This window comes from Acuticoccus kalidii (genome assembly GCF_021556395.1).
In the GTDB taxonomy this organism is placed as follows: Bacteria; Pseudomonadota; Alphaproteobacteria; order Rhizobiales; family Amorphaceae; genus Acuticoccus; species Acuticoccus kalidii.
The window spans coordinates 296,977-322,511 of sequence record NZ_JAKGCS010000006.1 but is presented as its reverse complement, the minus strand read 5'-3'; the positions used below and the strand labels follow the sequence as shown (position 1 = coordinate 322,511).

General features: G+C 67.8%; 25 protein-coding genes. 12 read left to right on the top strand and 13 right to left on the bottom strand.

Annotation, left to right across the window (positions count from 1 at the left end):
- Nucleotides 1-73: 73 nt before the first annotated feature.
- On the top strand, nt 74-985 hold the full coding sequence (locus tag L1787_RS02805) for a LysR substrate-binding domain-containing protein (RefSeq protein WP_235706947.1): 912 nt from the start codon (nt 74-76) through the stop codon (nt 983-985).
- Here the strand turns inward: L1787_RS02805 and L1787_RS02800 are convergent.
- Nucleotides 974-1,969 carry a GlxA family transcriptional regulator gene (locus L1787_RS02800; protein ID WP_235706946.1) on the bottom strand — a complete coding sequence of 332 codons (996 nt, stop codon included), beginning with the start codon at nt 1,967-1,969 and terminating at the stop codon, nt 974-976. The genes L1787_RS02805 and L1787_RS02800 overlap by 12 nt on opposite strands.
- A 178-nt stretch (nt 1,970-2,147) precedes the next feature.
- Here L1787_RS02800 and L1787_RS02795 point away from each other — a divergent pair, with 178 nt between their 5' ends.
- The 4 genes from L1787_RS02795 to L1787_RS02780 all read left to right on the top strand — a co-directional run bounded on the left by L1787_RS02795 (nt 2,148) and on the right by L1787_RS02780 (nt 7,383).
- Nucleotides 2,148-3,383: a sarcosine oxidase subunit beta family protein gene (locus L1787_RS02795; protein ID WP_255720218.1), complete on the top strand. Its 1,236-nt coding sequence runs from the start codon at nt 2,148-2,150 to the stop codon at nt 3,381-3,383.
- Between the two features lie 99 nt (nt 3,384-3,482).
- Nucleotides 3,483-3,794 (top strand): sarcosine oxidase subunit delta, encoded by a 312-nt coding sequence (locus tag L1787_RS02790; protein WP_235707165.1) that lies wholly within the window; start codon nt 3,483-3,485, stop codon nt 3,792-3,794.
- Nucleotides 3,791-6,844 carry a sarcosine oxidase subunit alpha family protein gene (locus tag L1787_RS02785; RefSeq protein ID WP_235706944.1) on the top strand — a complete coding sequence of 1,018 codons (3,054 nt, stop codon included), beginning with the start codon at nt 3,791-3,793 and terminating at the stop codon, nt 6,842-6,844. The genes L1787_RS02790 and L1787_RS02785 overlap by 4 nt, the downstream gene beginning before the upstream one ends.
- 8 nt (nt 6,845-6,852) lie before the next feature.
- Nucleotides 6,853-7,383 (top strand): sarcosine oxidase subunit gamma, encoded by a 531-nt coding sequence (locus L1787_RS02780; RefSeq protein ID WP_235706943.1) that lies wholly within the window; start codon nt 6,853-6,855, stop codon nt 7,381-7,383.
- 33 nt (nt 7,384-7,416) lie between these two features.
- Here the strand turns inward: L1787_RS02780 and L1787_RS02775 are convergent, their stop codons facing one another.
- From L1787_RS02775 to L1787_RS02760, 4 genes are all read right to left on the bottom strand, one after another.
- Nucleotides 7,417-8,649, bottom strand: coding sequence for a quaternary amine ABC transporter ATP-binding protein (locus L1787_RS02775; RefSeq protein ID WP_235706942.1), 1,233 nt, complete (start codon nt 8,647-8,649; stop codon nt 7,417-7,419).
- Between the two features lie 8 nt (nt 8,650-8,657).
- Nucleotides 8,658-9,533 (bottom strand): ABC transporter permease, encoded by an 876-nt coding sequence (locus tag L1787_RS02770; protein WP_235706941.1) that lies wholly within the window; start codon nt 9,531-9,533, stop codon nt 8,658-8,660.
- Nucleotides 9,534-9,757: 224 nt separating this feature from the next.
- A complete protein-coding gene (locus L1787_RS02765) occupies nt 9,758-10,774 on the bottom strand; it encodes an ABC transporter substrate-binding protein (protein WP_235706940.1) in 1,017 nt (338 codons plus the stop codon).
- Between the two features lie 125 nt (nt 10,775-10,899).
- Complete coding sequence (locus tag L1787_RS02760) at nt 10,900-11,730, bottom strand: hypothetical protein (RefSeq protein ID WP_235706939.1); 831 nt, start codon at nt 11,728-11,730, stop codon at nt 10,900-10,902.
- A 234-nt stretch (nt 11,731-11,964) separates the two neighbouring features.
- Between L1787_RS02760 and L1787_RS02755 the strand changes: the two genes are divergently transcribed.
- A complete protein-coding gene (locus L1787_RS02755) occupies nt 11,965-12,495 on the top strand; it encodes a hypothetical protein (protein WP_235706938.1) in 531 nt (176 codons plus the stop codon).
- Nucleotides 12,496-12,809: 314 nt separating this feature from the next.
- On the opposite strand, the gene L1787_RS02750 is transcribed toward L1787_RS02755, so the two are convergent.
- The 7 genes from L1787_RS02750 to ffh form a co-directional block, all read right to left on the bottom strand.
- Entirely contained in the window at nt 12,810-13,082 is a 273-nt protein-coding gene (locus L1787_RS02750) for a BQ00720 family protein (RefSeq protein ID WP_235706937.1), read from the bottom strand.
- 3 nt (nt 13,083-13,085) lie between these two features.
- Nucleotides 13,086-13,535 carry an Hsp20 family protein gene (locus L1787_RS02745; RefSeq protein WP_235706936.1) on the bottom strand — a complete coding sequence of 150 codons (450 nt, stop codon included), beginning with the start codon at nt 13,533-13,535 and terminating at the stop codon, nt 13,086-13,088.
- A gap of 166 nt (nt 13,536-13,701) precedes the next feature.
- Nucleotides 13,702-14,385 carry a tRNA (guanosine(37)-N1)-methyltransferase TrmD gene (trmD, locus tag L1787_RS02740; protein WP_235707164.1) on the bottom strand — a complete coding sequence of 228 codons (684 nt, stop codon included), beginning with the start codon at nt 14,383-14,385 and terminating at the stop codon, nt 13,702-13,704.
- Nucleotides 14,382-15,011, bottom strand: a complete 630-nt coding sequence (gene rimM / locus L1787_RS02735) for a ribosome maturation factor RimM (RefSeq protein WP_235706935.1) — start codon at nt 15,009-15,011, stop codon at nt 14,382-14,384. Before rimM ends, trmD begins: the two co-directional genes overlap by 4 nt.
- Nucleotides 15,012-15,116: 105 nt before the next feature.
- Nucleotides 15,117-15,497, bottom strand: a complete 381-nt coding sequence (rpsP, locus tag L1787_RS02730) for a 30S ribosomal protein S16 (RefSeq protein ID WP_235706934.1) — start codon at nt 15,495-15,497, stop codon at nt 15,117-15,119.
- A gap of 57 nt (nt 15,498-15,554) precedes the next feature.
- Entirely contained in the window at nt 15,555-16,742 is a 1,188-nt protein-coding gene (locus L1787_RS02725) for a GNAT family N-acetyltransferase (RefSeq protein WP_235706933.1), read from the bottom strand.
- Complete coding sequence (gene ffh, locus L1787_RS02720; RefSeq protein ID WP_235706932.1) at nt 16,739-18,307, bottom strand: signal recognition particle protein; 1,569 nt, start codon at nt 18,305-18,307, stop codon at nt 16,739-16,741. The genes L1787_RS02725 and ffh overlap by 4 nt, the downstream gene beginning before the upstream one ends.
- 215 nt (nt 18,308-18,522) lie before the next feature.
- Between ffh and L1787_RS02715 the strand changes: the two genes are divergently transcribed.
- Both L1787_RS02715 and L1787_RS02710 read left to right on the top strand, forming a co-directional pair.
- Entirely contained in the window at nt 18,523-18,795 is a 273-nt protein-coding gene (locus L1787_RS02715; protein WP_235706931.1) for a hypothetical protein, read from the top strand.
- Nucleotides 18,792-19,253 (top strand): DUF3775 domain-containing protein, encoded by a 462-nt coding sequence (locus L1787_RS02710; protein ID WP_235706930.1) that lies wholly within the window; start codon nt 18,792-18,794, stop codon nt 19,251-19,253. Before L1787_RS02715 ends, L1787_RS02710 begins: the two co-directional genes overlap by 4 nt.
- Before the next feature lie 114 nt (nt 19,254-19,367).
- Here L1787_RS02710 and L1787_RS02705 read toward each other — a convergent pair whose 3' ends face one another.
- Nucleotides 19,368-19,877 (bottom strand): DUF6790 family protein, encoded by a 510-nt coding sequence (locus L1787_RS02705; RefSeq protein ID WP_235706929.1) that lies wholly within the window; start codon nt 19,875-19,877, stop codon nt 19,368-19,370.
- A 117-nt stretch (nt 19,878-19,994) separates the two neighbouring features.
- On the opposite strand from L1787_RS02705, the gene L1787_RS02700 reads away from it, so the two are divergent.
- The 4 genes from L1787_RS02700 (at nt 19,995) to L1787_RS02685 (ending at nt 25,528) form a co-directional block, all read left to right on the top strand.
- Complete coding sequence (locus L1787_RS02700; RefSeq protein WP_235706928.1) at nt 19,995-21,974, top strand: AMP-binding protein; 1,980 nt, start codon at nt 19,995-19,997, stop codon at nt 21,972-21,974.
- A gap of 101 nt (nt 21,975-22,075) precedes the next feature.
- Entirely contained in the window at nt 22,076-22,831 is a 756-nt protein-coding gene (locus L1787_RS02695; protein ID WP_235706927.1) for a TerC family protein, read from the top strand.
- 219 nt (nt 22,832-23,050) lie between these two features.
- A complete protein-coding gene (locus L1787_RS02690) occupies nt 23,051-23,827 on the top strand; it encodes an ABC transporter ATP-binding protein (protein ID WP_235707163.1) in 777 nt (258 codons plus the stop codon).
- Between the two features lie 162 nt (nt 23,828-23,989).
- Nucleotides 23,990-25,528 (top strand): AMP-binding protein, encoded by a 1,539-nt coding sequence (locus L1787_RS02685; protein ID WP_255720216.1) that lies wholly within the window; start codon nt 23,990-23,992, stop codon nt 25,526-25,528.
- Nucleotides 25,529-25,535 lie beyond the last annotated feature (7 nt).

The window sequence follows — 25,535 nt, the reverse complement described above, 5'->3', positions numbered from 1 at the left end:
CAAATAAGTTGGGTTCAGCATTACGCCAGATTATGTATCGAGCGTGCAGCGCCAAGGACGGAGGACGAACGCCATGACGACGTTCAAGCGCAGCGTCCCCTCTCTCGGGACACTCGCGGTGTTCGAGGCCGCGGCGCGGCTCGGCGGTTTCACCAAGGCCGCCAACGAACTCGGCGTCACGCAAGCTGCCGTCAGCCGCCAGATCCGCACGCTGGAGGACGACCTCAACACGCCCCTCTTCGTCCGCGCCCATCGCAAGATTCAGCTCACCCGCGCCGGCCGCGTTCTCGCCGAGGCGGTCGGCCAGTCCTTCGAGCGGATTTCCGATGCGATCGAAGTGGTGCGCAATCCGACGCCGGCCGACACGCTCATCGTCTCGACCACCCTCGCCTTTTCCCACTTCTGGCTCCTGCCGCGCCTGCCCTCCTTCCGCAACGAGCATCCCGAGCTCGAGCTGCGCGTCATCTCGCAGGATGTGCCGGTGGACCTGCGCGATGGCGGGGTCGACGTGCTGTTGCGCTTCGGCAAGAGCCCGTTTCGCGACGGAACGGCCCTCGTCTCTCACCCCGAGACCGCCTATCCGGTGTGCAGCCCCGATTTCGCCGACGGCTTGCCCGAAGATTTCGACATCGCGCGGCTGTGCGAATTGCCGCTGATCGAGATCGACCCGGAGGAGCCCTCCTGGCTCACCTGGCGCCAGTGGTTCACCATGGCGGGGCTGAAACGCCCCTCACGCCGCAGCGGGCTGCGCTTTAACCATTATAGCGATGCCGTCTATGCCGCGATCAACGGCGAAGGCGTCACGCTCGGCTGGCACAATCTCCTCGAACGCCCGCTCGCCGACGGCCGCCTCGTCCGTCTCGGCGACGTGTCGGTCACCCCCGGCGACGGGCATCATGTCGTCGTCCCCGATCATGTGCGCGACGAGCCGGCGGTGGAGGCGTTCGTCGCCTGGATCGAGGCCGCCTTCGCCTCAGACCTCTGACGGCAGCAACGTCGCCTGACGCACGCGCCGCCAGGCGTGCGGCGTCATCCCCTCCGCGGCGCGGAAGGTGCGCACGAGGTGGGAGACGTCGCAAAAGCCGGTCTCCGCCGCGATCCGCGTGATGCTCTCGGACGGATCGTCGAGACGCTGCTTCACCTTCGCAAGCCGGATCGCCCGCGCCGCCTCCTGCGGCGACAGGCCGAGCGCTTCGGCGAAATGGCGTTCCAGGGTCCGCCGGTTGACGTGGAGGCGCTGGGCAAGGCGGGCGACCGTCAGCGGCGCCTCGATCGTCTCACGCATCAGGGTGAGCGCGCGGCGCACCAGCTCGTCGCGGGTCGACAGATCGAGCGGGACGGGCTGCGGCCGCTCCGCCGCGAGCGCCTCCTCGATGATCATGATGTTGAGGCTCTTCTTCGCCGCGACGCGGCCGATATGGCGCTCCACGAGATGGGCCGCGAGATGGGCCGAGCTGACGCCGCCGGAACACGTCATCCGATCCCGGTCGACGACGAAGATCTGATCGGACACCGGCTCCAGCCCCTCGAACTCGTCGAGAAAATCGTCGCGATGGAACCAGGAGACGCAGCACTGATAGCCCTGCATCAGTCCGGCATGGTGAAGAATGAACGCCCCGGTGCAGATGCCGACGAGCGGCACCCCGGCCCGGCCGGCCTCCTGAAGGAAGTCGACGACCTCCCGCCCCACCGGCTCCACCGACCCGATCAACCCGCCGACGACGACCACATAATCGAAGCGACGCGGATCGCCGAGCCGCGCGTCGGGCTGGACGGTGAGCCCGCAGCTCGACCGCACCGGGTTCATCGTCGCCGAAAGGACGTGCCAACGGCAGAAGATCTGGCGCGAGCGATCGCCCTCGTCGGCGGCGAGGCGCAGGACGTCGACGAAGTTGGCAAAGGCGGACAGGGTGAAGCGATCGGCGAGGATGAAGCCGATCGACAGGCGCGGCTTGGTGGTCGTGTCCATCGCGAAATCTCCGGCGGCTGGCGCTGGCCGATCCCGGGCGCGGCCCGATCGTCGCAATCTCGTCTATGTCGCAAAAATCATGCCCGCGCGACGCAATTCTTCAGGCACGAATCCTCACTTGGCGCGACATTCAGGCCTCGCGTTCGAGTGGAGGGCCGCCGTGACGCACTTTTCCTTCATGTCACTTCTGTCCGGTGCCTTCAGCGCCAACGAAAATTGGCGCCCGCAATGGCCCGACGCCACCCCGAAGGACGAATATGACGTCGTCATCGTCGGCGCGGGCGGACACGGTCTCGGCGCGGCCCACTATCTCGCCAAGGAGCACGGCATCACCAATGTCGCGGTGATCGACAAAGGCTGGCTCGGCGGCGGCAACACCGGCCGCAACACGACGATCATCCGCTCCAATTATCTCTATGACGAGAGCGCCCGCCTCTACGACCATGCCCTCGACCTGTGGGAGGGCCTCTCGCAGGACCTGAACTACAACGTCATGTACTCCCGCCGGGGCGTTCTGATGCTCGCCCACACGGTGCACGACGAGCAGAGCTTCCGCCGGCATATCCACTCGAACCGCCTCAACGGCGTCGACAATCAGTGGCTCTCGACCGCCGAGGTGAAGGCGTTCTGTCCGCCGGTGAATGTCTCGCCGACGGCGCGTTATCCGGTGATCGGCGGCGCGCTCCAAAAGCGCGCCGGAACGGCCCGTCACGACGCGGTCGCCTGGGGCTTTGCCCGCTCGGCCGCGGCGCGCGGGGTCGACATCATCCAGAATTGCCCCGTCACCGCGATCCGCCGCGGACCGGACGGCGCCGTCCTCGGCGTCGAGACCGGCAAAGGGTTCATCAAGGCGAAGAAGGTGGCCGTCTCCGCCGCCGGCCACACCTCGGTCGTGATGGAGACGGCGGGGGTGCGCCTCCCGCTCGAAAGCTATCCGCTGCAGGCGCTCGTCTCCGAGCCGGTGAAGCCGTGCTTTCCGTGCGTCGTCATGTCGAACACGGTCCACGCTTATATCAGCCAGTCCGACAAGGGCGAACTCGTGATCGGCGCGGGCACCGACCAGTATACGAGCTACTCCCAGCGCGGCGGGCTGCCGGTGATCGAGCACACCCTCGCGGCGATCTGCGAGATGTTCCCCATGTTCCGTCGGATGCGGATGCTGCGCATGTGGGGCGGCATCGTCGACGTGACGCCCGACCGGTCGGCGATCCTCGGCAAGACGCCCGTCCCTGGCCTCTACGTCAATTGCGGCTGGGGAACCGGCGGTTTCAAGGCGACGCCCGGCGCGGCCCACACCCTCGCTTACACCGTCGCGCGGGACGAGCCGCATCCGATCAACGCGCCCTTCACCCTCGAACGCTTCACGACGGGCCGGCTGATCGACGAGGCCGCGGCCGCCGCCGTCGCCCATTAAAGCGCGCCCGGCTCTGATCCGGGGATTGCAAGACCCGCTCCATCTTTCGCATCATCCAGGCGGCCCCCGATGGTCCCGACGATGCGCCAGGAGGCCACGATGCTCCTCATTCACTGCCCCTATTGCGACAAGACGCTGCCGGAGGTGGAGTTCGCCTATGCCGGCGAGGCCCATATCGTCCGCCCGGCCGATCCGGCCGCGATGAGCGACGAGGCTTGGCGAGACTTTCTCTTCATCCGCACCAACGCCCGCGGGCCCCATTTCGAGCGATGGCGGCACGTCCACGGCTGCGCCCGCTTCTTCAACGCCGTGCGCGACACGGTGAGCGACCGCTTCCTCGCGACCTACAAAGCCGGCGCGCCGAAGCCGGACCTTGCCACCCTCCTCGCCGAAACGGAGCGCGCACGATGAGCGACATCGCCGCCGAACCCGAGATCGGCCTCGCCTTCCGCGAAACCGGCGCGCCGGTGGCGGACGGCGCCTTTCGCGTGGCGCGCCGCGGCCGCGTCGAGCGGACCCGCCGCGTCGGCTTCACCTTCGACGGCAAGCCCTATGGCGCGCTCGGGGGCGACACGGTCGCCTCGGCGCTGCTCGCGAACGGCGTTCATCTGATGGGACGCTCGTTCAAATATCATCGGCCGCGCGGCATCCTGTCGGCAGGCTCTGAGGACGCGAACGCGCTGATCGGCACGTCGCGCGGCCCTGGCCGGTTCGAGCCGAACACGCGCGCGACGATGCAGGAGGTGTTCGACGGCCTCGCCGCCGAGAGCCAGAATCGCTGGCCCTCGCTCGGCTTCGATATCGGCGCGATAAACGACGCGATCCCGCACCTCTTCGCCGCGGGCTTCTATTACAAGACCTTCAAGTGGCCGCGCCCCTTCTGGCACCATGTCTACGAGCCGGTGATCCGTGCCGCCGCCGGCCTCGGCCGCGCGCCGCACGAGGCCGATCCCGACAGCTACACGGCCCGCTACCACCACACCGACATTCTCGTCGTCGGCGCGGGCCCGGCCGGCCTCGCCGCCGCCCTCGCGGCCGGGCGGAGCGGCGCACGCGTCCTCCTCGTCGACGAGCATTCGGAGATGGGCGGCAGCCTCCTGTCTATGCCCGAAATCGGGATCGACGCGCGCGGCGCATGGTCCTTCCTCGCCGAAACGCTCGCCGAACTCGCGAGCCTTCCGAACGTGCGCCTTCTCCCCCGCACCACCGCGTTCGGCTATTTCCATCAGAACATGGTCGCCCTCGCCGAGCGGCTGACCGACCATCTCGCCTCCCCGCCCGATGGCGCCCCGCGCGAGCGGCTGTGGCGCGTCAGGGCGCGCGAGGTCGTCCTCGCCCAGGGCGCGATCGAAAAGCCCCTCGTGTTCGACGGCAACGACCGGCCGGCCGTCATGCTCGCCAGCGCGGCGCGCACGATGCTGAACCGCTATGGTGTCCTCGTCGGCGAGCACCCGGCCGTCGTCACGAGCCATGACAGCGCCTATGCGACCGCCTTCGAGCTTGCGGACGCCGGCGCGACCATCCCGGTGATCATCGACGCGCGGCCGACGGTCGAGCCCGTCCTTCTCGACGAGGCGGCGCGTCGCGGCATCGCGGTCGCCACCGGACACACCGTGCTCGGCACCGAGGGGCGGATGCGCGTCTCCGGCCTCAAGATCGCCCCCGTCACCGGCGGGACGATCGGCGCGGCGCGGGCGATCCATTGCGACGCGGTGCTGATGTCGGGCGGGTGGACGCCGTCGCTGCACTTGTTCTCACACACCAAAGCGAGCCTCGTCTGGGACGAGGACCTCAAGACCTTCCTGCCCGGCCAATCGCCGGAAGCCTGCGTGACGGCGGGCGGGGGCGCGGGGCATTGGGGCATCGCGGCCGCGCTCGAGGACGGGGCCCGCGCCGGCGCCACGGCCGCCGCCAAAGTCGGCCACCTCGGACGGGTCCACGATTTCAGCGTCGAAGGCGAGCGCGTCGAAACCGGCGCGACGATCGCCGCCCTTCCCTCGCGCGGGACACGGGGCAAGGCCTTCGTCGACCATCAGAACGACGTCACCGCCAAAGACGTCCGCCTCGCCGTGCGTGAAGGGATGCGCTCGATCGAGCATGTGAAGCGCTACACCACCACCGGCATGGCGACCGATCAGGGCAAGACCAGCAACATCAACGCCCTCCTGATCGCCGCGGAGGCGCTCGGCAAGTCGCCGCCGGAGGTGGGCCTCACCACCTTCCGCCCGCCCTATACACCGACCACCTTCGGCACCTTCGCGAACCATCATGCCGGCGCGACCTTCGAGGTGACGCGCAAGACACCGATCAACGGCTGGGCCGAGGCGCAAGGCGCCGTATTCGAGCCGGTCGCCCTCTGGCGCCGTGCCCGCTATTTCCCGCGCGGCAACGAGACGATGCGCGAGGCCGTCGCCCGCGAATGCCGCGCGACGCGCGAGGCGGTCGGCCTCTTCGACGCCTCGACCCTCGGCAAGATCGAGGTCGTCGGCCCGGACGCGGCGGAGTTCCTCAACCGCCTCTACACCAACCCCTTCCTGAAGCTCGCTCCCGGCCGCTGCCGCTATGGCGTGCTTCTCGGCGAGGACGGCTTCATCCGCGATGACGGCGTGATCGCCCGGATCGCCGAGGACCGCTTCCACGTCACCACCACGACGGGCGGCGCGCCCCGCGTCCTCACCATGATGGAGGACTATCTCCAGACCGAGTGGCCCGATCTCAAGGTCTGGCTGACCTCCACCACCGAGGAATGGGCGACCGTCGCCCTCAATGGCCCGCTCGCCCGCGCCGTGCTCGCCCCGCTCGTCAAAGGGCTCGACATCGCGGCCGACGCGTTCCCCCATATGTCGGTCGCCGAATGCAAGGTCGCCGGCGTTCCGGTGCGGCTCTGCCGCATGAGCTTCACCGGCGAGCTCGGCTTCGAGGTGAATGTCCCGGCCCGCCACGCCCTCGCGGTGTGGGAGGCGATCTGGACGGCCGGCCAACCGCACGGCATCACGCCCTATGGCACCGAGACGATGCACGTCCTGCGCGCCGAGAAGGGCTTCATCATCGTCGGCCAGGAGACCGACGGGACAGTGACGCCCGACGATGCGGGCCTTGCCTGGGCGATCGGCAAGACGAAGCGCGACTTCGTCGGAATGCGCTCGCTCGCCCGGCCGGATCTCGTCGCCACCGGCCGCAAGCAGCTCGTCGGCCTGCTGACGCGGGATCCCGCGACCGTCCTCGAAGAGGGGGCGCAGCTCGTGGAGGAGGACGCGCGGCCGCCGGTGCCGATGATCGGCCACGTCACCTCATCCTATTGGAGCGAGACGCTCGGCCGCTCGATCGCGCTCGCCCTCGTCAAAGACGGCCGCGCCCGGATCGGCGAAACGCTCTATCTGCCGATGCCCGACACCACGATCGCCGCCGAGGTCGTCGCGCCGGTCTTCTACGATCCCGACGGCGCGCGGTTCCATCTGTGAGGCCCAGCATGACGACACACGCCGACGGCCCGGTCGCCCTCTCGATGGCGGACACCGGCGCCCGCTTCAGCCTTCGCATCGGCGTCACGCCCGATGACCTCGCCGCGGCGGAAACCGCCTTCGGCGCCCCGATCTTCGCGACGATCGGCGCTCGAGGCCGCGAGGCGGGGCGCGAATCGCTCTGTCTCGGGCCGGACGAATGGGTGCTGACCGCCCCGGAGGCCGACCGGGCCCCCATCGCCACGGCCTTCGCCGGGATCGGCGCGGCCCACCCGCACAGCCTCGTCGATATCAGCGACCGTGAGATCGCGATCGATCTCGAAGGCGAGGCCGTCACCGCCCTCCTCGCCCAAGGCATCGCGATCGACCTCGACGCCTTTCCCTCCGGTCACGGCACGCGCACCGTCTATGACGGGATCACCGTCGTTCTGCGGCGAGACGCGGCGCACGCCTTCCGTCTGGAGGCCTGGCGATCGTTCGTCCCGCACGTGTGGCACCGTCTCACCGAGGGCAACAAGGAGCTCGCCCTCGGGATCTGACGGCGACCTCCGGCGGGGCGGCGGGCGGCCGGTTCAGGAGGCGAGACGCTCGTCGTCGGGCCTTGAGGCGAGCGGAGCGCCGTTCGCCTTCGGCGGGGCGAGCACGGTCGACATCTCGCTCGGCGACACGACCCCCATGAGCTGGCCCGCATCGCCGACCACCGGCAGCGGATATTCGGTTTCGAGCGCCGCGGGCAGCGCGGTCTCGAGCGCATCGTCGGCCGCGAGGGTCGGCCCGGTCTCGGCGACGTCGTAGAGGGTCTGGCTGTTCCCGCCGGCGCCCGACACCGCCTCTTCGAGCCGCGCCGCGCTCGTCACGCCGCGATAGCGCTCGCCCTCGACGATATAGCCATAGCGCGCCCCGACGCGCCGCATCTCGTCGAGCGCCCGCTGCATGTTCTCGCCGGTGAGCCGCGCCTGGGGCGGCTTCATCACCACCTCGACGGTGAGAACGCGCGCCCGGTTCACGTCGCGGACGAACTCGGCGACATAATCGTCGGCCGGGTTGAGGAGAATCTCATGCGGCCGGCCCACCTGGGAGAGGCGCCCGTCCTTGAGGATGGCGATATGGTCGCCGAGCCGCAGCGCCTCGTCGAGATCGTGGGTGATGAAGACGACGGTTTTGCCGAGCTTGGCCTGAAGCGCGATGAGCTGGTCCTGCATCTGGCTGCGGATCAGCGGGTCGAGGGCCGAGAACGCCTCGTCCATCAAGAGGATCTCGGCGTCCGTCGCGAGCGCGCGGGCGAGGCCGACGCGCTGCTGCATCCCGCCGGAAAGCTGCGTCGGATACTGGTTCTCATAGCCCGACAGGCCGACGGTCTCGATCCACTCCATCGCCTTGGCGTCCCGCGCCGCCTGGCGCACCCCGCGCACCGCGAGCCCATAGCCGACATTTTGCAGAACGGTGCGATGCGGCATCAGCCCGAAGCGCTGAAACACCATGCTCATGGTGGTGCGGCGGAAACGCTCCAGCGCCCGGTTGGACATCTCGAGGACGTTCACCCCGTCGACCATGATGCGCCCGGCGGTGGGATCGATGAGCCGGTTGATGTGGCGGATGAGGGTCGACTTGCCCGACCCTGACAGCCCCATGACGACGAAGATCTCCCCCTTTTCGATCGACAGGGAGACATCGGCGAGGCCGAGCGTGTGGCCGGTCTCGGCGAGAAGCGCCTCCTTCGAGAGGCCGGCGCGATAGCGCTCGAGCGCCCGTTTCGGCGCGGGCCCGAAGATCTTCGTGACGTTCTCGACTTCGATGAGAGCCATACAGCGTCCTAACGCGCGACATGCCGGTGGGTTTGGGCGCGAGCCCCGACCGACTGCGAGATACGGTCGAAGATAATGGCGAGGATCACGATGGCGATCCCGCCGATCAGCCCCTGCCCGGCATCGTTGCGTTGCAGGCCGAGAAGGACGGTCTCGCCGACACCCCGCGCGCCGATCATCGACGCGATGACCACCATGGCGAGCGCCATCATCATCGTCTGATTGATGCCTTGCATGATCGAAGGAAGGGCGAGCGGGATCTGAACGCCGGTCAGCATCTGCCAGCGCGTCGCTCCGAAGGCGCGGCTCGCCTCGACGACCTCCGCGTCGACATGGCGGATGCCGAGATCGGTGAGGCGGATCAGCGGCGGCGTCGCGTAGATCACCGTCGCGAGCACCGCCGGGATCTTGCCGAGGCCGAAGAGCATCACCGCCGGGATCAGGTAGACGAAGCTCGGAATCGTCTGCATCAGATCGAGGATCGGGTTGATGATCGAGCGCGCCCGGTCGGATTTCGCGGTGAGGACGCCCACCGGCACCCCGATGAGGACCGCGATGCCGACGGCGACGATCATGATCGCGATCGTCTGCATCGCCTGGGTCCAGAGGCCGAGCGTGCCGACGAACCAGAGCGCGACGACCATCGCGATCGCCAGCCTGAGCGAGCGGGAGGCGGCATAGGCGATCAGGCCGAGCGCCGCGAGAACGGCAAGCACCGGCGAATCCCGCAGGAGCCGCTCCAGCCACACGAGGGCCTGCAGCAGAAAGTTCGAGAACGCCTCGAACGTGTCGCCATGTTGGACGACAAGATACTTCACGAAGGCGTTGGTCGCATCGCGGATCCAATCGCCCACGCGCTCGCCCAGAAACAATGTGTCGTTCATGTCCGGCTCCGTGACGCGGGACCGCGCCGAGGGGAGAGGCGCGCGAACGCCTTCGATCGTTCAGGAGTGGGCGCGGAATAAGCGCCTTCGGCGCGCTCGGCCGGTCGGGACGGGCCCCGCCGGCCCCATGCGGCGCGACGCGGCCCGGCCCTGCCGTGGGTGACGTGTCGCGAGGCCGGGAGTGGCGGGCGTTTCCGTTCTCCCGGTCCGCGCATCGCGTGCGCCTACTCGCCGATGGAGGCCGACACCCGCTCGGCGACGGCCTCGGGAACCCAGGCTTTCCAGACGTCGGGATGCTCCTTCAGGAACATCTCGGCCGCCTCCGGCGCCTCGGCATCGTTGTCGCGCATGAAGGCGAGCGCTTCGCTCGTTTGGGCGCTCGTCGTGCTGTAGTTCGTGAAGAAGGCCGCAAGGTTCGGCGCGGACTCGGTGAACGCCGTGTTCGCCCCGATGACGACGCGCGTCACCGGATAGGCGGTCGCCTTGGTCGGCGCGTCGGACGCCATCATCTCGTTCCAGATCGCCTCGTCATAAGGCGGCTCTTCGAGCTTCACGAAGTCGTATTTGCCGATCAGCCAGGTCGGCGCCCAGAAATAGAAGAGAACCGGCTGCTCGCGCAGATAGGCCGATTCGATGGTCGCCTCGAGCGCGGCCCCGGCGCCGGGGCGCACGTTGCTATAATCATCGGCGAGCCCGTATGCGATCAGCTTCTTGGAATTGACGATCTCGCACTGCCAACCGATCACGCAGTTGAGAAAGCGCCCTTTGTCCGGCTCTTCCGGGTCGCGGAACAGCGACTTGTAATCGGCGAGATCGGTCACCGACTTGAGGTCGGGTGCCGCCGCGTCCGGCCCTTCGACCAGATAACGCGGGACGTACCAGCCTTCCGTGGCATCGGGGAAGGTCGCGCCGAGGCGTTTCACCTTGCCCTCCGCCTCCGCGTCCAGGAAGGCCTGGGCGGTGTTCGCGGTCCACACCTCCATCAGAACGTCCACGTCACCGCGGCCCATGCCCTGATTGAGGACGAGCGTGGTGCCGGGGATGACGTCGGTCTCGCAGCCATAGCCCTTTTCGAGGATGGAGCGGGCGAGCGCGGTGTGGAAGGCGGCCGAGCCGTAATCGAGCCCGCCGAACATCACTGGCCGGTCGAGGTCACAGGCGGCGTCATCGGCGCTGGCGGGCGACAGGCCGGCCGCGGCGACGAGGGAGAATGCGGCGATTGCGGCGCAACGAGCAATCATGAGGACGGCTTCCCATTGGAACGTCGAAGAGGACGAACCTAGAACATCCAGAAAGCCGGTGTACACCGGCGCACGACATTTTCGCGCAAACCGCAGGCGCCCCGCCGGTCCGGCGGGGCCGTGGGTTAATATTCTTTGCCGTAAGCGTCGAAATCGAGCCGGTAGGCTTCGCGGATCTTCGGCATCGTCCGCTCGTTGATGAAGGCGCGGCTCGACGGGAAGCGGCCATCGGCATAGCAGCCGCGCGTGATCCGCGCCGTTTCCGGCGTATCGCCGAGGGCGGCGGTCCGATCCGCGTCGGAGCCGTGATGGTGGCTCGACCCTTCGATCGCGTCCATGTCGATCGGCTTGACGCCGGGCTCGCCGCTGACCTCGGCCACCCAATCATTGAACCGCTCGATCGGCACGATGCGCTGGACGAACTCGTCCTCCCCGGTGATGAACTGGGGCGACAGATGTTGGTTGATGCTCTGCGGCGAGCGGGTCTCGAATTCGTCCACCATCTCGAGATGCTCGAGAAAATTGATGCCGTCCTTCGGATCCTGGCCGCGCGCGGCGAGCCACTCGTCGACGAGGAGCCAATGATCCTGCACCCAGTGGCGGCGGTGGGTGATGATCGCGCCCCGTTCGGCGAGCACGAGAAAGGCGCTCGGCGCGCGCACCATCGGATCGCGAACGACCTTCACGACCTTGTGCGTTCCCTCGCGCAGCGCCGCGGTGAGCTCGCGCTTGTAGCCTTTGCGCTGCTTGAAGACCTCGGTTTCGTAATTGTGGATCCACAGATTATGGGCCAGCGCCTCGTCGAGCAGGCCGAGCTGCGCGAAGAACCACTTCACCACCGTGGTGCAGCCGGATTTCTGGCTCCACAGGAGGATATAGGGAAAGGACGGGTCGTAGAGCGGAACGCGATAACGCACGCAATCCGGCAGAGGCGCGGTCAGATTTTTCAGAATCACGGGTCTCCCCTCAAGGCTGCGGCGGAAAATGCGTCGATGCGGAACGGAAGTCCATGCCCCCATATAAAGTTCGCGTGCCCCTAGGACAAAAGCGGCCATACGCAGCGCCTGGAGCCATGCTAGAGAGTGAGGATGGCGCCCCGCACGGGCTTGATGCGATCGGACGGCGACCGCAGAACAGCCCGACCCCATCGTGGCCCTGGTGGCGACCAAATAGGAGTTGTTGCGTCCCGTATGATCATCTCGACCCTGGCGAGCCTCGCCGTCTTCGACACCATCGCCTTCCTGCCGCTCGCCATCGTGGCCGGCCTCGTCGTCCTGTGGCGGCGTCGGCGCCCGTTCACCCGGGCGCGCGTGATGGATGTCGCCCTCTCGGTCGGGCTCCTGGTGATGATGGGCGCGCGCTATGCCTTCCTCGCGGTGATGACGGTGATGATGCCGGCCGCCGTCCTCGGCGGTGAGGCGACGCCGGCCGCGGCGGGGATCGCGACCGCGCTTTACGCGCTCGTCGCGCTGATCGGCTTTCTCGCCTATCGGGGCGGCGTCGGGTGGCGCGTCGGCGGAACGCTGGTGTTCGCCGTGGCGACGCTGACCGAAACGGTGATGAACGCCGCCTTCATCGGCGCGGGCGCGATGCGCACGTTCGACACGCTCCTGTCGGTCGCGATCGCGGCGGCGATGATGATCCTCGCCGCCTTCCATTGGACCTATCGCACGGCGACGCCCAACCCACTCGGCAGCACCGGCCGCCCCTACGATTATTGAGGACCGGGCGCAGCGGCGGACAAACAAAAGGGCCGCACCGGGCGGCCCTCCTGGCACAGGCGCGACTGCACCTTATTCTGGCACACGCGCGCGACTGAGGCTTATTCTCGCACACGCGCGGGATCGCGCCTTATTCGGGCACGCGCGCGGATACGCGCTTTATTCTGGCAAAGACGCGGGTCCGCGCCTTGCTCCAGCTTCACCGCGGAAACACACCCTGTTCCGGCTCGGGCGGGGAAACGCCCTCACTCACAGACGGGCGCGGCACCGACCGCGCCCCGTTCGCCCGCGACGCGCGCGGGCCGTCCGAATCCTCAGTGCACGCTGACCGTGACGAGGTTGTTCTCCATCGCGTTGGCGAGCACCGCCTGCGGCGTATCGGCGAGCACGATCGGCGTGCCGTTGGCCGACAAGAGCGCCCACAACCTTAAGCCCGGCGCAATTTCGGGCGCGTTGGGGAAGAGTGCGGACACCTCCTCCGAACGGAAGGAGCGCACATAAGCGACGTGACCGGACCCGAGTTCAGCCAGCGTTTCGGCGCTGATGGTGTGGGTCTGTTCGGCGGAATTGCGTTCGATCTCAGTCATAACTCACGAACTCCTCGACTGCGGCGCCGGGTTGGCACCGATCTCGATGGTACGTACCGTCCGCTCCGGCTCGGGACGCGCGAGGTCGATGGACAACAGCCCATCGGCGAGCGCCGCACTCAAAATCTCAATCCCCTCCGCGAGCACGAAGGCGCGCTGAAACTGCCGGGCCGCGATCCCACGGTGGAGAAATTGGCGGCCCATGTCCGCCTCGGGGGATTGTTGGCCACGGATCACGAGCTGATTGTCTTCCACGGTGACGGAAAGCTGATCCCGCGTAAAGCCCGCCACGGCGAGCGTGATACGCAGCTTGTCTCCGATCTCCGAGGAAATGCGTTCGATATTATAGGGCGGGTAGCCATCGCTCCCGCTCTTTGTCACGCGATCCAGCACGCGCTCTATCTCTTCAAAGCCCAGAAGCAGCGGGCTCGAGAGAGGGGTCATCCGAGTCATCGTTTGCAGTCCTTGCGACAAGCGACCGTTGAGAGGGCCCATCGGGCGCCCTCTCGTCAGTGATATTTGGGGCTTCGTCGCCGAAACGCAAGCAGCCGTCCCCAGCGCGCCGGGCGGGGTGCCGAACGGATTGGGCGGCGTCCGGTCGGCAGGACGCCGTTGAAGGTCAGCGCGCCGGACGGGCGAGAAGGTCCGGCCGGCGCTCTGCGGTGAGGCGCTCGCGCTCGGCACGCCGCCAGGCCGCGACCTTGGCATGATCGCCGCTGGTGAGGACCGCGGGGATCGTCCGCCCCTCCCACTCCGCCGGGCGGGTGTATTGCGGATGTTCGAGGAGGCCGTCGGCGAAGCTCTCCTCCTCACCGGACGCCGCATTGCCCATGACGCCCGGAAGCAGCCGAACGACCGCGTCGAGCATCGCGAGCGCCGCGATCTCGCCGCCCGACAGGATGAAATCGCCGAGCGAGACCTCGACGAGCCCCCGCGCCTCGATGACGCGCTCGTCGACACCCTCGAAGCGGCCGCAGACGATCGTGACCCCGTCGCCTTGGGCGAGGCTTTGCGCATCCGTTTGCGTGAATGGCCGGCCGCGCGGGCTCATCAATAGACGCGGGCCGGCACCGCCCGCCCCGTCGATCGCGGCGGCGAGGACGTCGGGCCGCATCACCATGCCGGGACCGCCGCCGGCCGGCGTGTCGTCGACCGAGCGGTGGCGGTCGGTCGCGTAGTCGCGAATGTCGACGGCGTCGAGTGACCAGCGCCCGTCGCGCAGCGCACGGCCGGCGAGCGCGGCGCCGAGGGGGCCGGGAAACATTTCGGGATAGAGCGTGAGAATGGTCGCCGCGAACATCAGCGGGCGGGCCCTTCGCCCTCTTCGCTGTCGGCGTCGTCGCCGGGCCCGGCAAAATCGGCGGCGTGATCAGCGTCCGAGCCGTCGCCCTCCATCTCGGCGCTTTCCATCTCGCCCTCGCCGGGCTCGGCGTCGTCGAGAAGGCCGAGCGGCGGGTCGATCACGAGATAGCCTTCGGCGATATTCACCTCCGGCACCACCGCGCGCGTGAAGGGCACCAGCGCGTCCCGCTCGCCTTCGATGTCGAGAATATCGCCCGCGCCATAGTCGGCGACATTGCGCACGATGCCGAGCACGGCCCCATCGACGAGGCGCGCCTCGAGGCCGATGAGATCGACATGGTAGAATTCGTCGTCCTCCGGCCGCGGCAGCCGGCTGCGGGGGACCATGAGCGACGTGCCGCGCAGCGTCTCTGCGGCGTTGCGGTCCGCGATCCCTTCGACGGCGGCGACGATCGCCTTGCCGATCGGCTTGACGGAGGTGAGCTTGTAGCGCCGCCCCGCCTCGTCCTCGAAGGGGTTGTAGCGGCGCAAAGCGAGGGGGTCCTCGGCGAAAACGTTGAGCTTCACGGCCCCGCGCACGCCATGGGGTGCACCGATCGTGGCGATGACGATCCGCCGCTCACTCATTCACCGCTCCATCATTGCCGGACAAGGTCCGGCTCGCCTCTCGCGGACGGGCCAGAACGCGCCGCGGAGACCGCGACGCGTTCCATGAACCCGGTCCCGTCGGTCTTACGCCTCGGCGCTCTCGGGCGCTTCGGTGGCTTCGGCAGCCTCGGCCGCGGCGGCGGCACGCGCATCGGCGCGCTCCTGGGCCTTCTTGCCGGGCTTCGCCTTGTTCGGGTTGGACCGGTCGGGACGGCTCGCGATGCCGGCCTGATCGAGGAAGCGGAGCACGCGATCGGTCGGCTGGGCGCCCTGCGTCAACCAATGGCGGATGCGCTCCTCGATGAGGGTCACGCGCTCCGGATGGTCCTTCGCGAGCATCGGGTTGTAGGTGCCGACCTTCTCGATGAAACGGCCATCGCGCGGCGAGCGCACGTCGGCAACGACGATGCGATAATAGGGGCGCTTCTTGGAGCCGCCGCGGGCGAGGCGAATACGGGTGGACACTTCGGGTTCTCCTTCGGAAAATTGGCGCCGCTCGGGCGACCGGGTTCGTTGTTGGCGTCAATACGCCGGTGTCGATGTCTCGTTCGCGCGAAGGCCGATCGCGCGATCGAGCGCGGGACGATCCGGCATCCGATGCCGCCAGACGGCGGCGCGTTCGCCGGAGAGTTCGGCCATCCCCTCATGCGTGGCGCCGAGACGGCGCGCCACACTGAGCGATGCGGTGTTCGCCTCGTCGATGAACGAGACGAGACGGATGCGGCCCTGCTCGCAGGCGACGTCGCGCACGGCGCTGACCGCCTCTTGCGCGAAGCCGCGACCGCGCGCGTCCGCGGTGATGTTGTAAGCGAGCTCGACCTCGGGCCATCCGGCCGGGTGATAGAGCCCGACCGAGCCGACGAACGCCCCGTCATGCTCCACGGCATAAAAGCCGTAGCCGCGCAACATCCACTGCCCGGCGAGCGCGAACAGGAGCCGCGAGGCCTCGCCATAACGGCGGGTGCCGCCGAGAAAGCGCATCGTCTCCTCGTCCGCGACATGGGCGGCGAGGCGGGGCAGGTGATCGGGCCGCCACTGGGTGAGCGTCAGCCGCCGGGTGCGGATCGTGAGCGGCATCGCGCTCGTCTCGAGGAGCACCTCGCGCTCATCGTCGGCGATGTCGGGCACCGGATGGCCGGCGCACTCATAGCGCAGCACGTCGGCCGCGATCGCGTCATCGCCGAGCCGCGTCCGCCCGTCGAGCGTCGCGCCGGCGGACAGAGCGAGCTTGTGCGAGGCGGCATTGTCCGGCGCGATATAGCTGACGAGCGACGGCGCGCCGCACGCCTCGGCGACCGAACGGATCGCCCGCACCGCCTCCGCGCCGTACCCCTTGCCGCGAAATCCAGGCAGAAGGCCGTACATGATCTCGATCTCGGGCCGGTCGGCCGGGAACCACGGGCCGGCATAGCCGACGAAATCCCCCGCGCGGGTGGTGAGGCCGTAGACGCCGAAGCCGTACACCCACCACTGGCCGGTCATCCGGGCCATCATCTCGAACGCGCCGGGGAGGTCCTTCACTCCGCCGACGAACGTGGTGGAATCGGGATCGGCCCAGAAGGTCGCGAAATCGCGGAGCTGGTGGACGCCCATCGGCTCGAGCACGAGCCGCTCCGTCTCGATGAGACGCGGCATCGCAAAGCCGCCGAGCGCCGCGCGCTCAGACCGCTCGCGCGCTTCGGCTTCGAGGGGGGAGAACGCGATCGTCACCGCTTTTTGCCCTTCGCGCGCTTGCCCTTGCCGTGACCGCCCGGCAGGCCCGGAAGACCGCCGAGGCCCGGAAGGCCGCCACCCGGCATCCCGCCGAGACCCGGCAAGCCGCCGCCGAGGCCGGGCATTCCGCCACCCGCATTGGCGGGCATCTGCTTGGCGAGCTTCTCGAGCTCGGCCGGGTCCATATTCTCCATGCCGGCCGGCATCTTGGGCATACCGCCGCCACCCATCATGGCGCCGAGGCCGCCCATCAGGCCGCCTTTCTTCTTGCCCATCATCTTCATCATGTCCGCCATCTGGCGGTGCATCTTGAGGAGCTTGTTCACCTCCTCGACGCGGGTGCCCGAGCCGGCGGCGACGCGCTTCTTGCGGCTCGCCTTCAGGACGTCCGGCTTCTTGCGCTCCTCACGGGTCATCGAATTGATGATCGCGACCTGCCGCTTGATCACCTTGTCGTCGAGCCCGCTCTCGGCCATCTGCTTCTTCATCTTGCCGATGCCGGGCATCATGCCCATCAGCCCGCCGAGGCCGCCCATCTTCTCCATCTGGCCGAGCTGATCTTTCAGATCGTCGAGGTCGAAGCCGCCTTTGGCCATCTTCTTGGCCATCGCCTGCGCCTTCTCGGCGTCGACGTGCTCGGCAGCCTTCTCCACTAGGGAGACGATGTCGCCCATGCCGAGAATACGGTCGGCGATACGCTTGGGGTGGAATTCCTCGAGCGCGTCCGCCTTCTCGCCGACACCGATCAGCTTGATCGGCTTGCCGGTCGTCGCGCGCATCGCGAGCGCCGCGCCGCCGCGCCCGTCACCATCGACGCGGGTGAGGACGATGCCGGTGATGCCAACCCGCTCATCGAACGACTTGGCGACGTTGACGGCATCCTGACCGGTCAGCGAGTCGGCGACGAGGAGGATCTCGTGCGGGTTGGTGGCCTTCTTGATGTCGGCCATCTCGTGCATCAGCGGCTCGTCGACATGGAGACGGCCGGCGGTGTCGAGGATGACGACGTCGAACCCGCCGAGACGCGCCGCGGTCATCGCCCGTTCGGCGATCTGCGTCGGCGTCTGGTTCGGGATGATCTTCAGCGTCTCGATGTCGTTCTCTTCGCCGAGCACGCGGAGCTGCTCTTGCGCGGCGGGGCGCTGCACGTCGAGCGAGGCCATCAAAACGCGCTTCTTGTCACGCGTCTGGAGGCGGCGGGCGATCTTGGCGGACGTCGTCGTCTTACCGGAGCCCTGGAGACCGACCATCATGATCGGCAGCGGCGGGGCGGCGTGCAGGTCGATCGGCTCGGCCGTCTCGCCGAGCGTCGCGACGAGCTCGTCATGGACGATCTTCACGACCATCTGGCCCGGCGTCACCGACTTCACGACGAGGGCGCCGACCGCCTTCTCGCGCACGCGCTCGATGAAGTCGCGGGCGACCGGAAGCGCGACGTCGGCCTCCAGAAGCGCGCGGCGCACCTCGCGCAACGCCATGTCGACGTCGCTCTCCGACAGCGCGCCACGCCGCGTCAGCTTGTCGAAGATGCCGGAAAGGCGATCTGAAAGACTGTCGAACATGGCTCCACCCGTTGGTAAATCGACGCAACGCAAAACGCGCCCGTGGGCGCTACGCGCTGACGGACGTGGGGGCGCAGCCTGTGCCGCGCGAGGGCTAAGTACGCCCGCCGCAGGCCCCCGTCAAGCCGAAGCGCAGCGCGTCTGCGCGAAACCGTCGCGAAACCATCACCCGGCCTTCGTGGTTGGTGGGGAAGCAACGAGAGGAGCCGAAACTCATGGCCCGTTCCAACCCATCCAAGGATCCCAACAAAGGCATGCCCTCGGAAGAGGATCTCGCCGGCGACATCATGGGGCGCAACGCGCTTCAGGGCGACGATCAGGAGAGCGTGCGCAACGAGCGCCAGGTCATGCCCGACGCCAAATTGACGCCGGACGCCGATCCCGTCGAAAGCGCCAAGTTGACGGACAAGGACGTCCGGGCAAAAGCTGAGCTCGGCAAAGGCAATCGCTACAGCACCGACAAGAAGGCCAAGGAGGCCAAGCGATGAGCGTAGAGGAGAGCGGCGAGGAGAATGCGGACCTCGACCTCAATGTCGATCCCGATCTCGTTCGCCTCATCGTCGCGAAGGCGAGCGCCGTGGTGTTCGAAATGCCCGACGCGGAGGACGACGAGCCGGAGATCGAGACCGAGCTCGACGCCGGCACGGGCTATGAGCGCTCCGACGCCGCACTCGCCGAGGAGGACGAGGACGTCGACGGCACGCGCGAGGAGGTCGCCGCGATGATCGACTCGCTGAATGTCGACGAGCAGGCGGAGCTTCTCGCCCTCACTTATATCGGCCGCGGCGATTATGAGCCGTCCGACCTCAAAACCGCCATTCGCGACGCGAAAGCGCAGCACAGCGGCCCGGCGAGCCATCGCCTGTTCGAGATCGATATCTTTCCCAGCTATCTCGAGACCGGGCTGGATTCCTACGAAGATTGGCGGCGCGATCAGCCGGAATAAAGCCGGCGGGTCGTGTCTTCGTCCTGCGAACGTCACGCGGCGGGTGAAAACCCGCCGGCGCCGTCCCCCGCGCGCCGCGCCGCAAGGCGGCGCGCCCCTTTGCCGAAACGCGCCTTAAAGGCGGACGCCTGACGTCGGCCGCGTGCGCCACCACCACACGAGAAGTGCCGCGCCGACAAAGGCAAAGCCGATATCCGTATAGAAAATAACCCCGGCATTGCCCGGCGCGAAATTGTCCGCGACGATCATCTGCCGGATGTGCCCGCCCGCGGCGCCGAGCATAAAAAGCGCCGGACCGAGGACAGCCGCCACGCGCGCCGAAAAGCCGGACCATGTCGCGAAGACGCCGACCGCCGCGAAGCCGAGGCTCGCAAAGCCCACCTCCGCCTGAAACGGGCTCTGCTCCCAGCCGATGAACCGGGCCGCGATCTCCCCGAAGACGGTGTGCATCACGAAGTTGTAGAGATAGCTGACGCCGACCGAGAAGAACAGGAACGTCGCAAGCATCGCCTCGGCGAGCGCGTGCCCGGTGCGCGCCCTCCCCGCCAGGAAGACGACGAGACCGGCGACGAGGCCGACCAGAAACAGCGTCAGAGTGAAGTTTTCGAGCGCCAGTTTGATCATCGCAGCCTCACGGAGGATCCCGCCCTTTTCTCGCAGGAAACTCTAAAGGGCGGATGATCGGCCCGCGATTTTGTGCTCTATGGTTGCAACGACAAGAACACGCTCGGGGACGCCGCCATGGAGAGCCGCCCGCATCCGCCCGAACAGGCCGAGGGGGACACCTTCCCGAAGCTTCTGCTCGACAATGCGCGCCGGCGGGCCGACCGGCCGGCGATGCGGCAGAAGGATCTCGGCATCTGGCGGACCTGGACCTGGGCGCAGATGAAAGACGAGGTGATGCGCTTCGCCCTCGGTCTCGAAGCGCTCGGCGTCAAACGAGGTGACACGGTCGCGATCATCGGCGGCAACCGTCCGCGCCTTTATTGGACCTTCGTCGCCGCCCAGTCGCTCCAGGCGATCCCCGTCCCGGTCTATTCCGACGCCGTCGCCGAGGAGATGGCCTTCGTTCTCGACCATGCCGACGCAAGCTTCGCCGTCTGCCAGGACCAGGAGCAGGTCGACAAATGTCTCGGCGAGCAGGAGCGGCTGCCGAAGCTGAAGACGCTGATCTATGACGAGCCGCGCGGCCTGCGCGACTACGATCCCGAGCACCTCCACGCCTTCAGCGCCGTCCAGGCGATCGGCGCCGACCGGCTCGCCACCGACCCCAAACTCGCCGCGAGTTGGGAGCGGCGCATCATGGCCGCCTCGGGGGACGATCCGTCGACGATCCTCTACACCTCCGGCACCACCGGCCAGTCGAAGGGCGTCGTGTTGCCGGCCGCCGGCGCCGTCGCCGCCGCGCGCGACACCGCCGCGTTCGACCATATCAGCGAGCGCGACGAGGTGCTCGCCTATCTGCCGCTCGCCTGGGTGGGCGATCATTATCTCAATTATGCGCAAGGCCTCGTCGCGGGGTTCTGCATGGCGTGCCCGGAAAGCCCGGACACAGTGCAGCAAGATCTCCGCGAGATCGGGCCGACCTTCTATTTCGCGCCGCCGCGCGTGTTCGAGAGCCTCCTCACCCGCGTCCTCATCCGCATGGAGGATGCGAGCCGGCCGAAGCGGGCGATGTTCCACCACTTCATGCGCGTCGCCAAACGCCATGGCGAGGCGATCCTCGACGGGCGGCCGGTGCCGCTGCCGGGCCGCATCGCTTATTGGCTCGGCGAACGGCTCGTCTACGGCCCGCTGAAGAACGTCCTCGGCTTCAGCCGAATTCGGACGGCGTACACGGCGGGCGAGGCGATCGGGCCGGATCTCTTCTCGTTTTTCCGCTCGCTCGGCATCAACCTCAAACAGCTCTACGGCCAGACCGAGGCGTTTCTCTACATCACCGCCCAGGCCGACGGCGCCGTTCGCGCCGACACGGTCGGCCCCGCGATGACGGGCGTCACGATCAAGCTCGCCGACAAGGGCGAGGTTCTGTTCAAGTCGCCGGGCATGTTCACCGGCTATTTCAAGGCGGCCGACAAGACGGTCGAGGCCCTCACAGAGGACGGTTTCGTCAAGACCGGCGATGCCGGCATCTTCGAGCCGGACGGCCAGCTCAAGATCATCGATCGCGCCAAAGACGTCGGCCGCCTCACCGACGGCTCGCTTTTCGCGCCCAAATATCTCGAAAACAAACTGAAATTCTTTCCCGAAATCCGTGAGGCCGTGACCTACGGGGACGGCCGCGACTTCGTCACGGCGATGCTGAATATCGATCTCATCGCCGTCGGCAACTGGGCCGAGCGCAACAACATCGCCTACGCCTCCTATCAGGAGCTCGCGCAGCACCCCCGCGTCGCGGAGACGATCCGCGCCCATGTCGCCGCGACCAACCGCGCGCTTGCGGACGACCCGCAGATGGCCGGGATGCAGATCCGCCGCTTCCTCGTCCTCCACAAAGAGCTCGACGCCGACGACGGCGAACTCACCCGCACCCAGAAGGTCCGCCGCGCCTTCGTCGCCGAGCGCTACGCCCCGCTGGTCGAGGCGCTTTATGGCGGCAAGACGGACTGCTTCATCTCGACCGAAGTCACCTTCGAGGACGGACGGAAGGGGCTCATCCAGGCGACCGTCGCGATCCACGACGCCGAGACCACGACCAGCCGCGCCAAAGCCGCCGCCTGAGGCGCGAAAGCGTGGTGATCGCGGCGCGGGTGCATTGTTTCGTCGCTGCGACGCTCTAGCTCAGTCCTGTTCGCGAACCGTTGAACACGAATGGGCCTTCGATGACCGAGTTTTTCGCCTTCCTCTCCGATCCCACCACCTACGCGGCGCTCGTCACCCTGATTGCGATGGAGATCATCCTCGGGATCGACAATCTCGTGTTCATCTCGCTCATCACCAACAAGCTGCCCGAGGCGCAGCGGGCGTCGGCGCGGCGGATCGGCATCGGCCTCGCGCTCATTCTACGGCTCGTGCTCCTCTCGCTGGTCTTCGTGATCGTGCACCTCACCCAGCCGGTGTTCGAGCTGTTCGACCACGCCTTCACCTATCGCGATCTCGTCCTCATCGCGGGCGGCCTCTTCCTCGTCTGGAAGGCGACCACCGAGATCCACCATTCGGTCGACCCGGAGGACGCGAAAGAGGGCATGATGGGCAAGGCGGTGACGGCGACGATGGGGGCGGTGGTCGTGCAGATCCTGCTCCTCGACCTCGTCTTCTCGCTGGACTCCATCATCACCGCCGTCGGGATGACCGATGAGATCGGCATCATGGTGGTGGCCGTCGTGATCGCCGTCGGCACCATGCTCGCCGCCGCCGGCCCGCTCTCGCGCTTCCTGGAGCGGAACCCGACGGTCGTCATGCTCGCCCTCGGCTTCCTGCTCATGATCGGGATGACGCTGATCGCCGACGGTTTCGGCTTCCACGTGCCGAAGGGCTATGTCTACGCCGCGATGGCCTTTTCGAGCCTCGTCGAGGTGCTCAACATCTTCGCCCGCCGCAAACGCCGGATCGACGCCGCGCAGAAGCATCCGGCATAGGGCGCCCCATCCCCCCGCCTCCCCTGCCTCCCCGCGCCTCCCCGCGCCGGCGGCGTCCGATCCCTCACGCTCTTGACGGTGGACGCCGCACTGGCAAACTTGGCCCAACGGGCCGGATACGACGCGATAAACTTCAACGATCATCGCGGCCTTCAGGGGGAATAACGGGTGATGGCCATCGACGCGCTCGACGACACGCGGACCGCCATACCACCACAGATGGCAAGCGCGCCTCCGCTTCTCGATGTGCGCGACGTTTCCCTCTCGTTCGGCGGCGTGAAGGCGATCCGCGGGGTCTCGCTCGATATTCGGAAAGGCGAGATCCGCGCCATCATCGGCCCCAACGGCGCCGGGAAGACGTCGATGCTCAACGTGATCAACGGCTTCTATTATCCGCAAGAGGGGACGATCACCTACAAAGGCGTCCCCCGCCGGCGGATGCGGCCCTACCAGGCCGCGGCGAGCGGGATCGCGCGGACCTTCCAGAATGTCGCCCTCTTCAAGGGGATGACGACGCTCGACAACATCATGTCCGGCCGGACGCTCAAGATGCATCGCGGCTTTTTCTGGCAGCTCTTGCGCGTCGGTCCGGCGCTCGAGGAGGAGGTCGCGCACCGCCGGCGGGTGGAGGACATTATCGATTTTCTGGAGATCGAAGCGATCCGCAAGACGTCCGTCGGGCGGCTTCCCTACGGCCTCCAGAAGCGGGTGGAGCTCGGCCGGGCGCTCGCGATGGAGCCCGACCTCCTCCTCCTCGACGAGCCGATGGCGGGCATGAACGTCGAGGAGAAGGAAGACATGTGCCGCTTCATTCTCGACGTGCGTGAGGAGTTCGGCACCACCATCGCCCTCATCGAGCACGATATGGGCGTCGTGATGGACATTTCGGACCGCGTCGTCGTGCTCGATTATGGCGAGAAGATCGCCGACGGCACGCCCGACGAGGTGCGGCGCGATCAAAACGTCATCGACGCCTATCTCGGCGTGCCCCACTGACGGCCGGCATGCGCAGCGTACATCGAGGATGATCCCGCCCCCTGATCCCCCTATAGGGTTGCGCGAAGGCCGTCTCGCCGGACGGCCGCCCGTCCCGGCCAGCCCTTGCGAAGGTTTCGTCCCGTGATCTACCTCGCCGCGTTCGCCTCCTACGACGCGGCTATGGCCCGCTTTCGCTGGCCGCAGCCGTCCGCGTTCAACATCGCCGAGGCCTGCTGCTTCGCCTGGGCCGCCCATGCGCCGGACAAGACCGCCCTGATCGTCCCCGATGAGCGGGGCGCGCCGCGCGCGGTCTCCTATGGCGCGCTCGCGGCCGCGACCAACCGGATGGCGAACGTTCTCGCGGCACTGGGCGTGGCGCGCGGCGACCGGGTCGCGGTGCATCTCGGCCAATGCCTCGAAACGGTGGTCACCCATCTCGCCATCTACCGGATGGGGGCGATCGCCGTACCGCTCGCCGCCGTGTTCGGGCCCGACGCAATCGCGTACCGGGTCGATCATGCCGGTGTCTCGGTGATCGCGACGACCGTCGCCGGCGCGGAGCGGATGCCGCCGCTCGCCGCGCGCATCCTCACGATCGACGGACCCGCCCCGAACGCCACCGCCCTCGCCCCCCTCCTCGACAGAGCGAGCGACCGCTTCGCGTCCGTCGCCACGCAGCCGGACGATCCGGCGATGATGATCTTCACCTCCGGCACTACCGGCCAGCCGAAGGGCGTGCTGCATGGCCACCGCGTGCTGATCGGCCATGTTCCGGGCGTCCAGATGCACCACGATCTGATGCCGCAGGACGGGGACCGACTTTGGACCCCGGCGGATTGGGCCTGGGCGGGCGGTCTCCTCAACGTCCTCTTGCCGGGGCTGATGATGGGGGTGCCGGTCGTCGCCCAGCGCAACCAGCGTTTCGAGCCGGACGAGGCGCTCGACTGGATCGAGCGCGCCGGCGTGGTGAACGCCTTCATTCCCCCGACGGCGCTGCGCATGATGCGCGACACACGGCCGACGGTGCGGCTGCGGTCCGTCGGCTCGGGCGGCGAACAGCTCGGCGCGGTGACCTTCCATTGGGCGCGCGAGCATCTCGGCCTCACGATCAACGAGTTTTATGGGCAGACCGAGTGCAATCTCGTCCTGTCGAGCTGCCGGCGCTGGGGCATCGCCGCGCCCGGCGTGATCGGCCGGCCGGTTCCGGGCCACCGCGTCGCGATCGTCGACGAGGACGGCACGCCCCTCGCCGAGGGCGAGCAGGGAACGATCGCCATCGCCGCGCCCGATCCCGTCACGTTTCTCGGCTATTGGCGCAATGACGAGGCGACGGCCGACAAATTCCGCGGCCCGTGGCTGATGACGGGCGATCAGGGGATCGCCGGACCGGACGGCATCACCTTCGTCGGGCGCGACGATGACGTGATCAACTCGTCGGGCTATCGGATCGGGCCGGGCGAGATCGAGGATTGCCTCGCCGGGCATCCCGAAATCTCGCTCGCCGCGGTGGTCGGCCGGCCGGATTCGATCCGAGGCGAGGTCGTCGCCGCCTTCGTGAAGCTCCGGCCCGGCGCCCCTTCCGACGAGGCGATGAAGGCCGGGATCCAGGCCCATGTGCGCGAACGCCTGTCGGCGCACGAATATCCGCGCATCGTGGAGTTCGTGGACGAGATCCCCCTCACGACCACCGGAAAGGTGATCCGTCGGCACTTCCGCTGACCGGGGG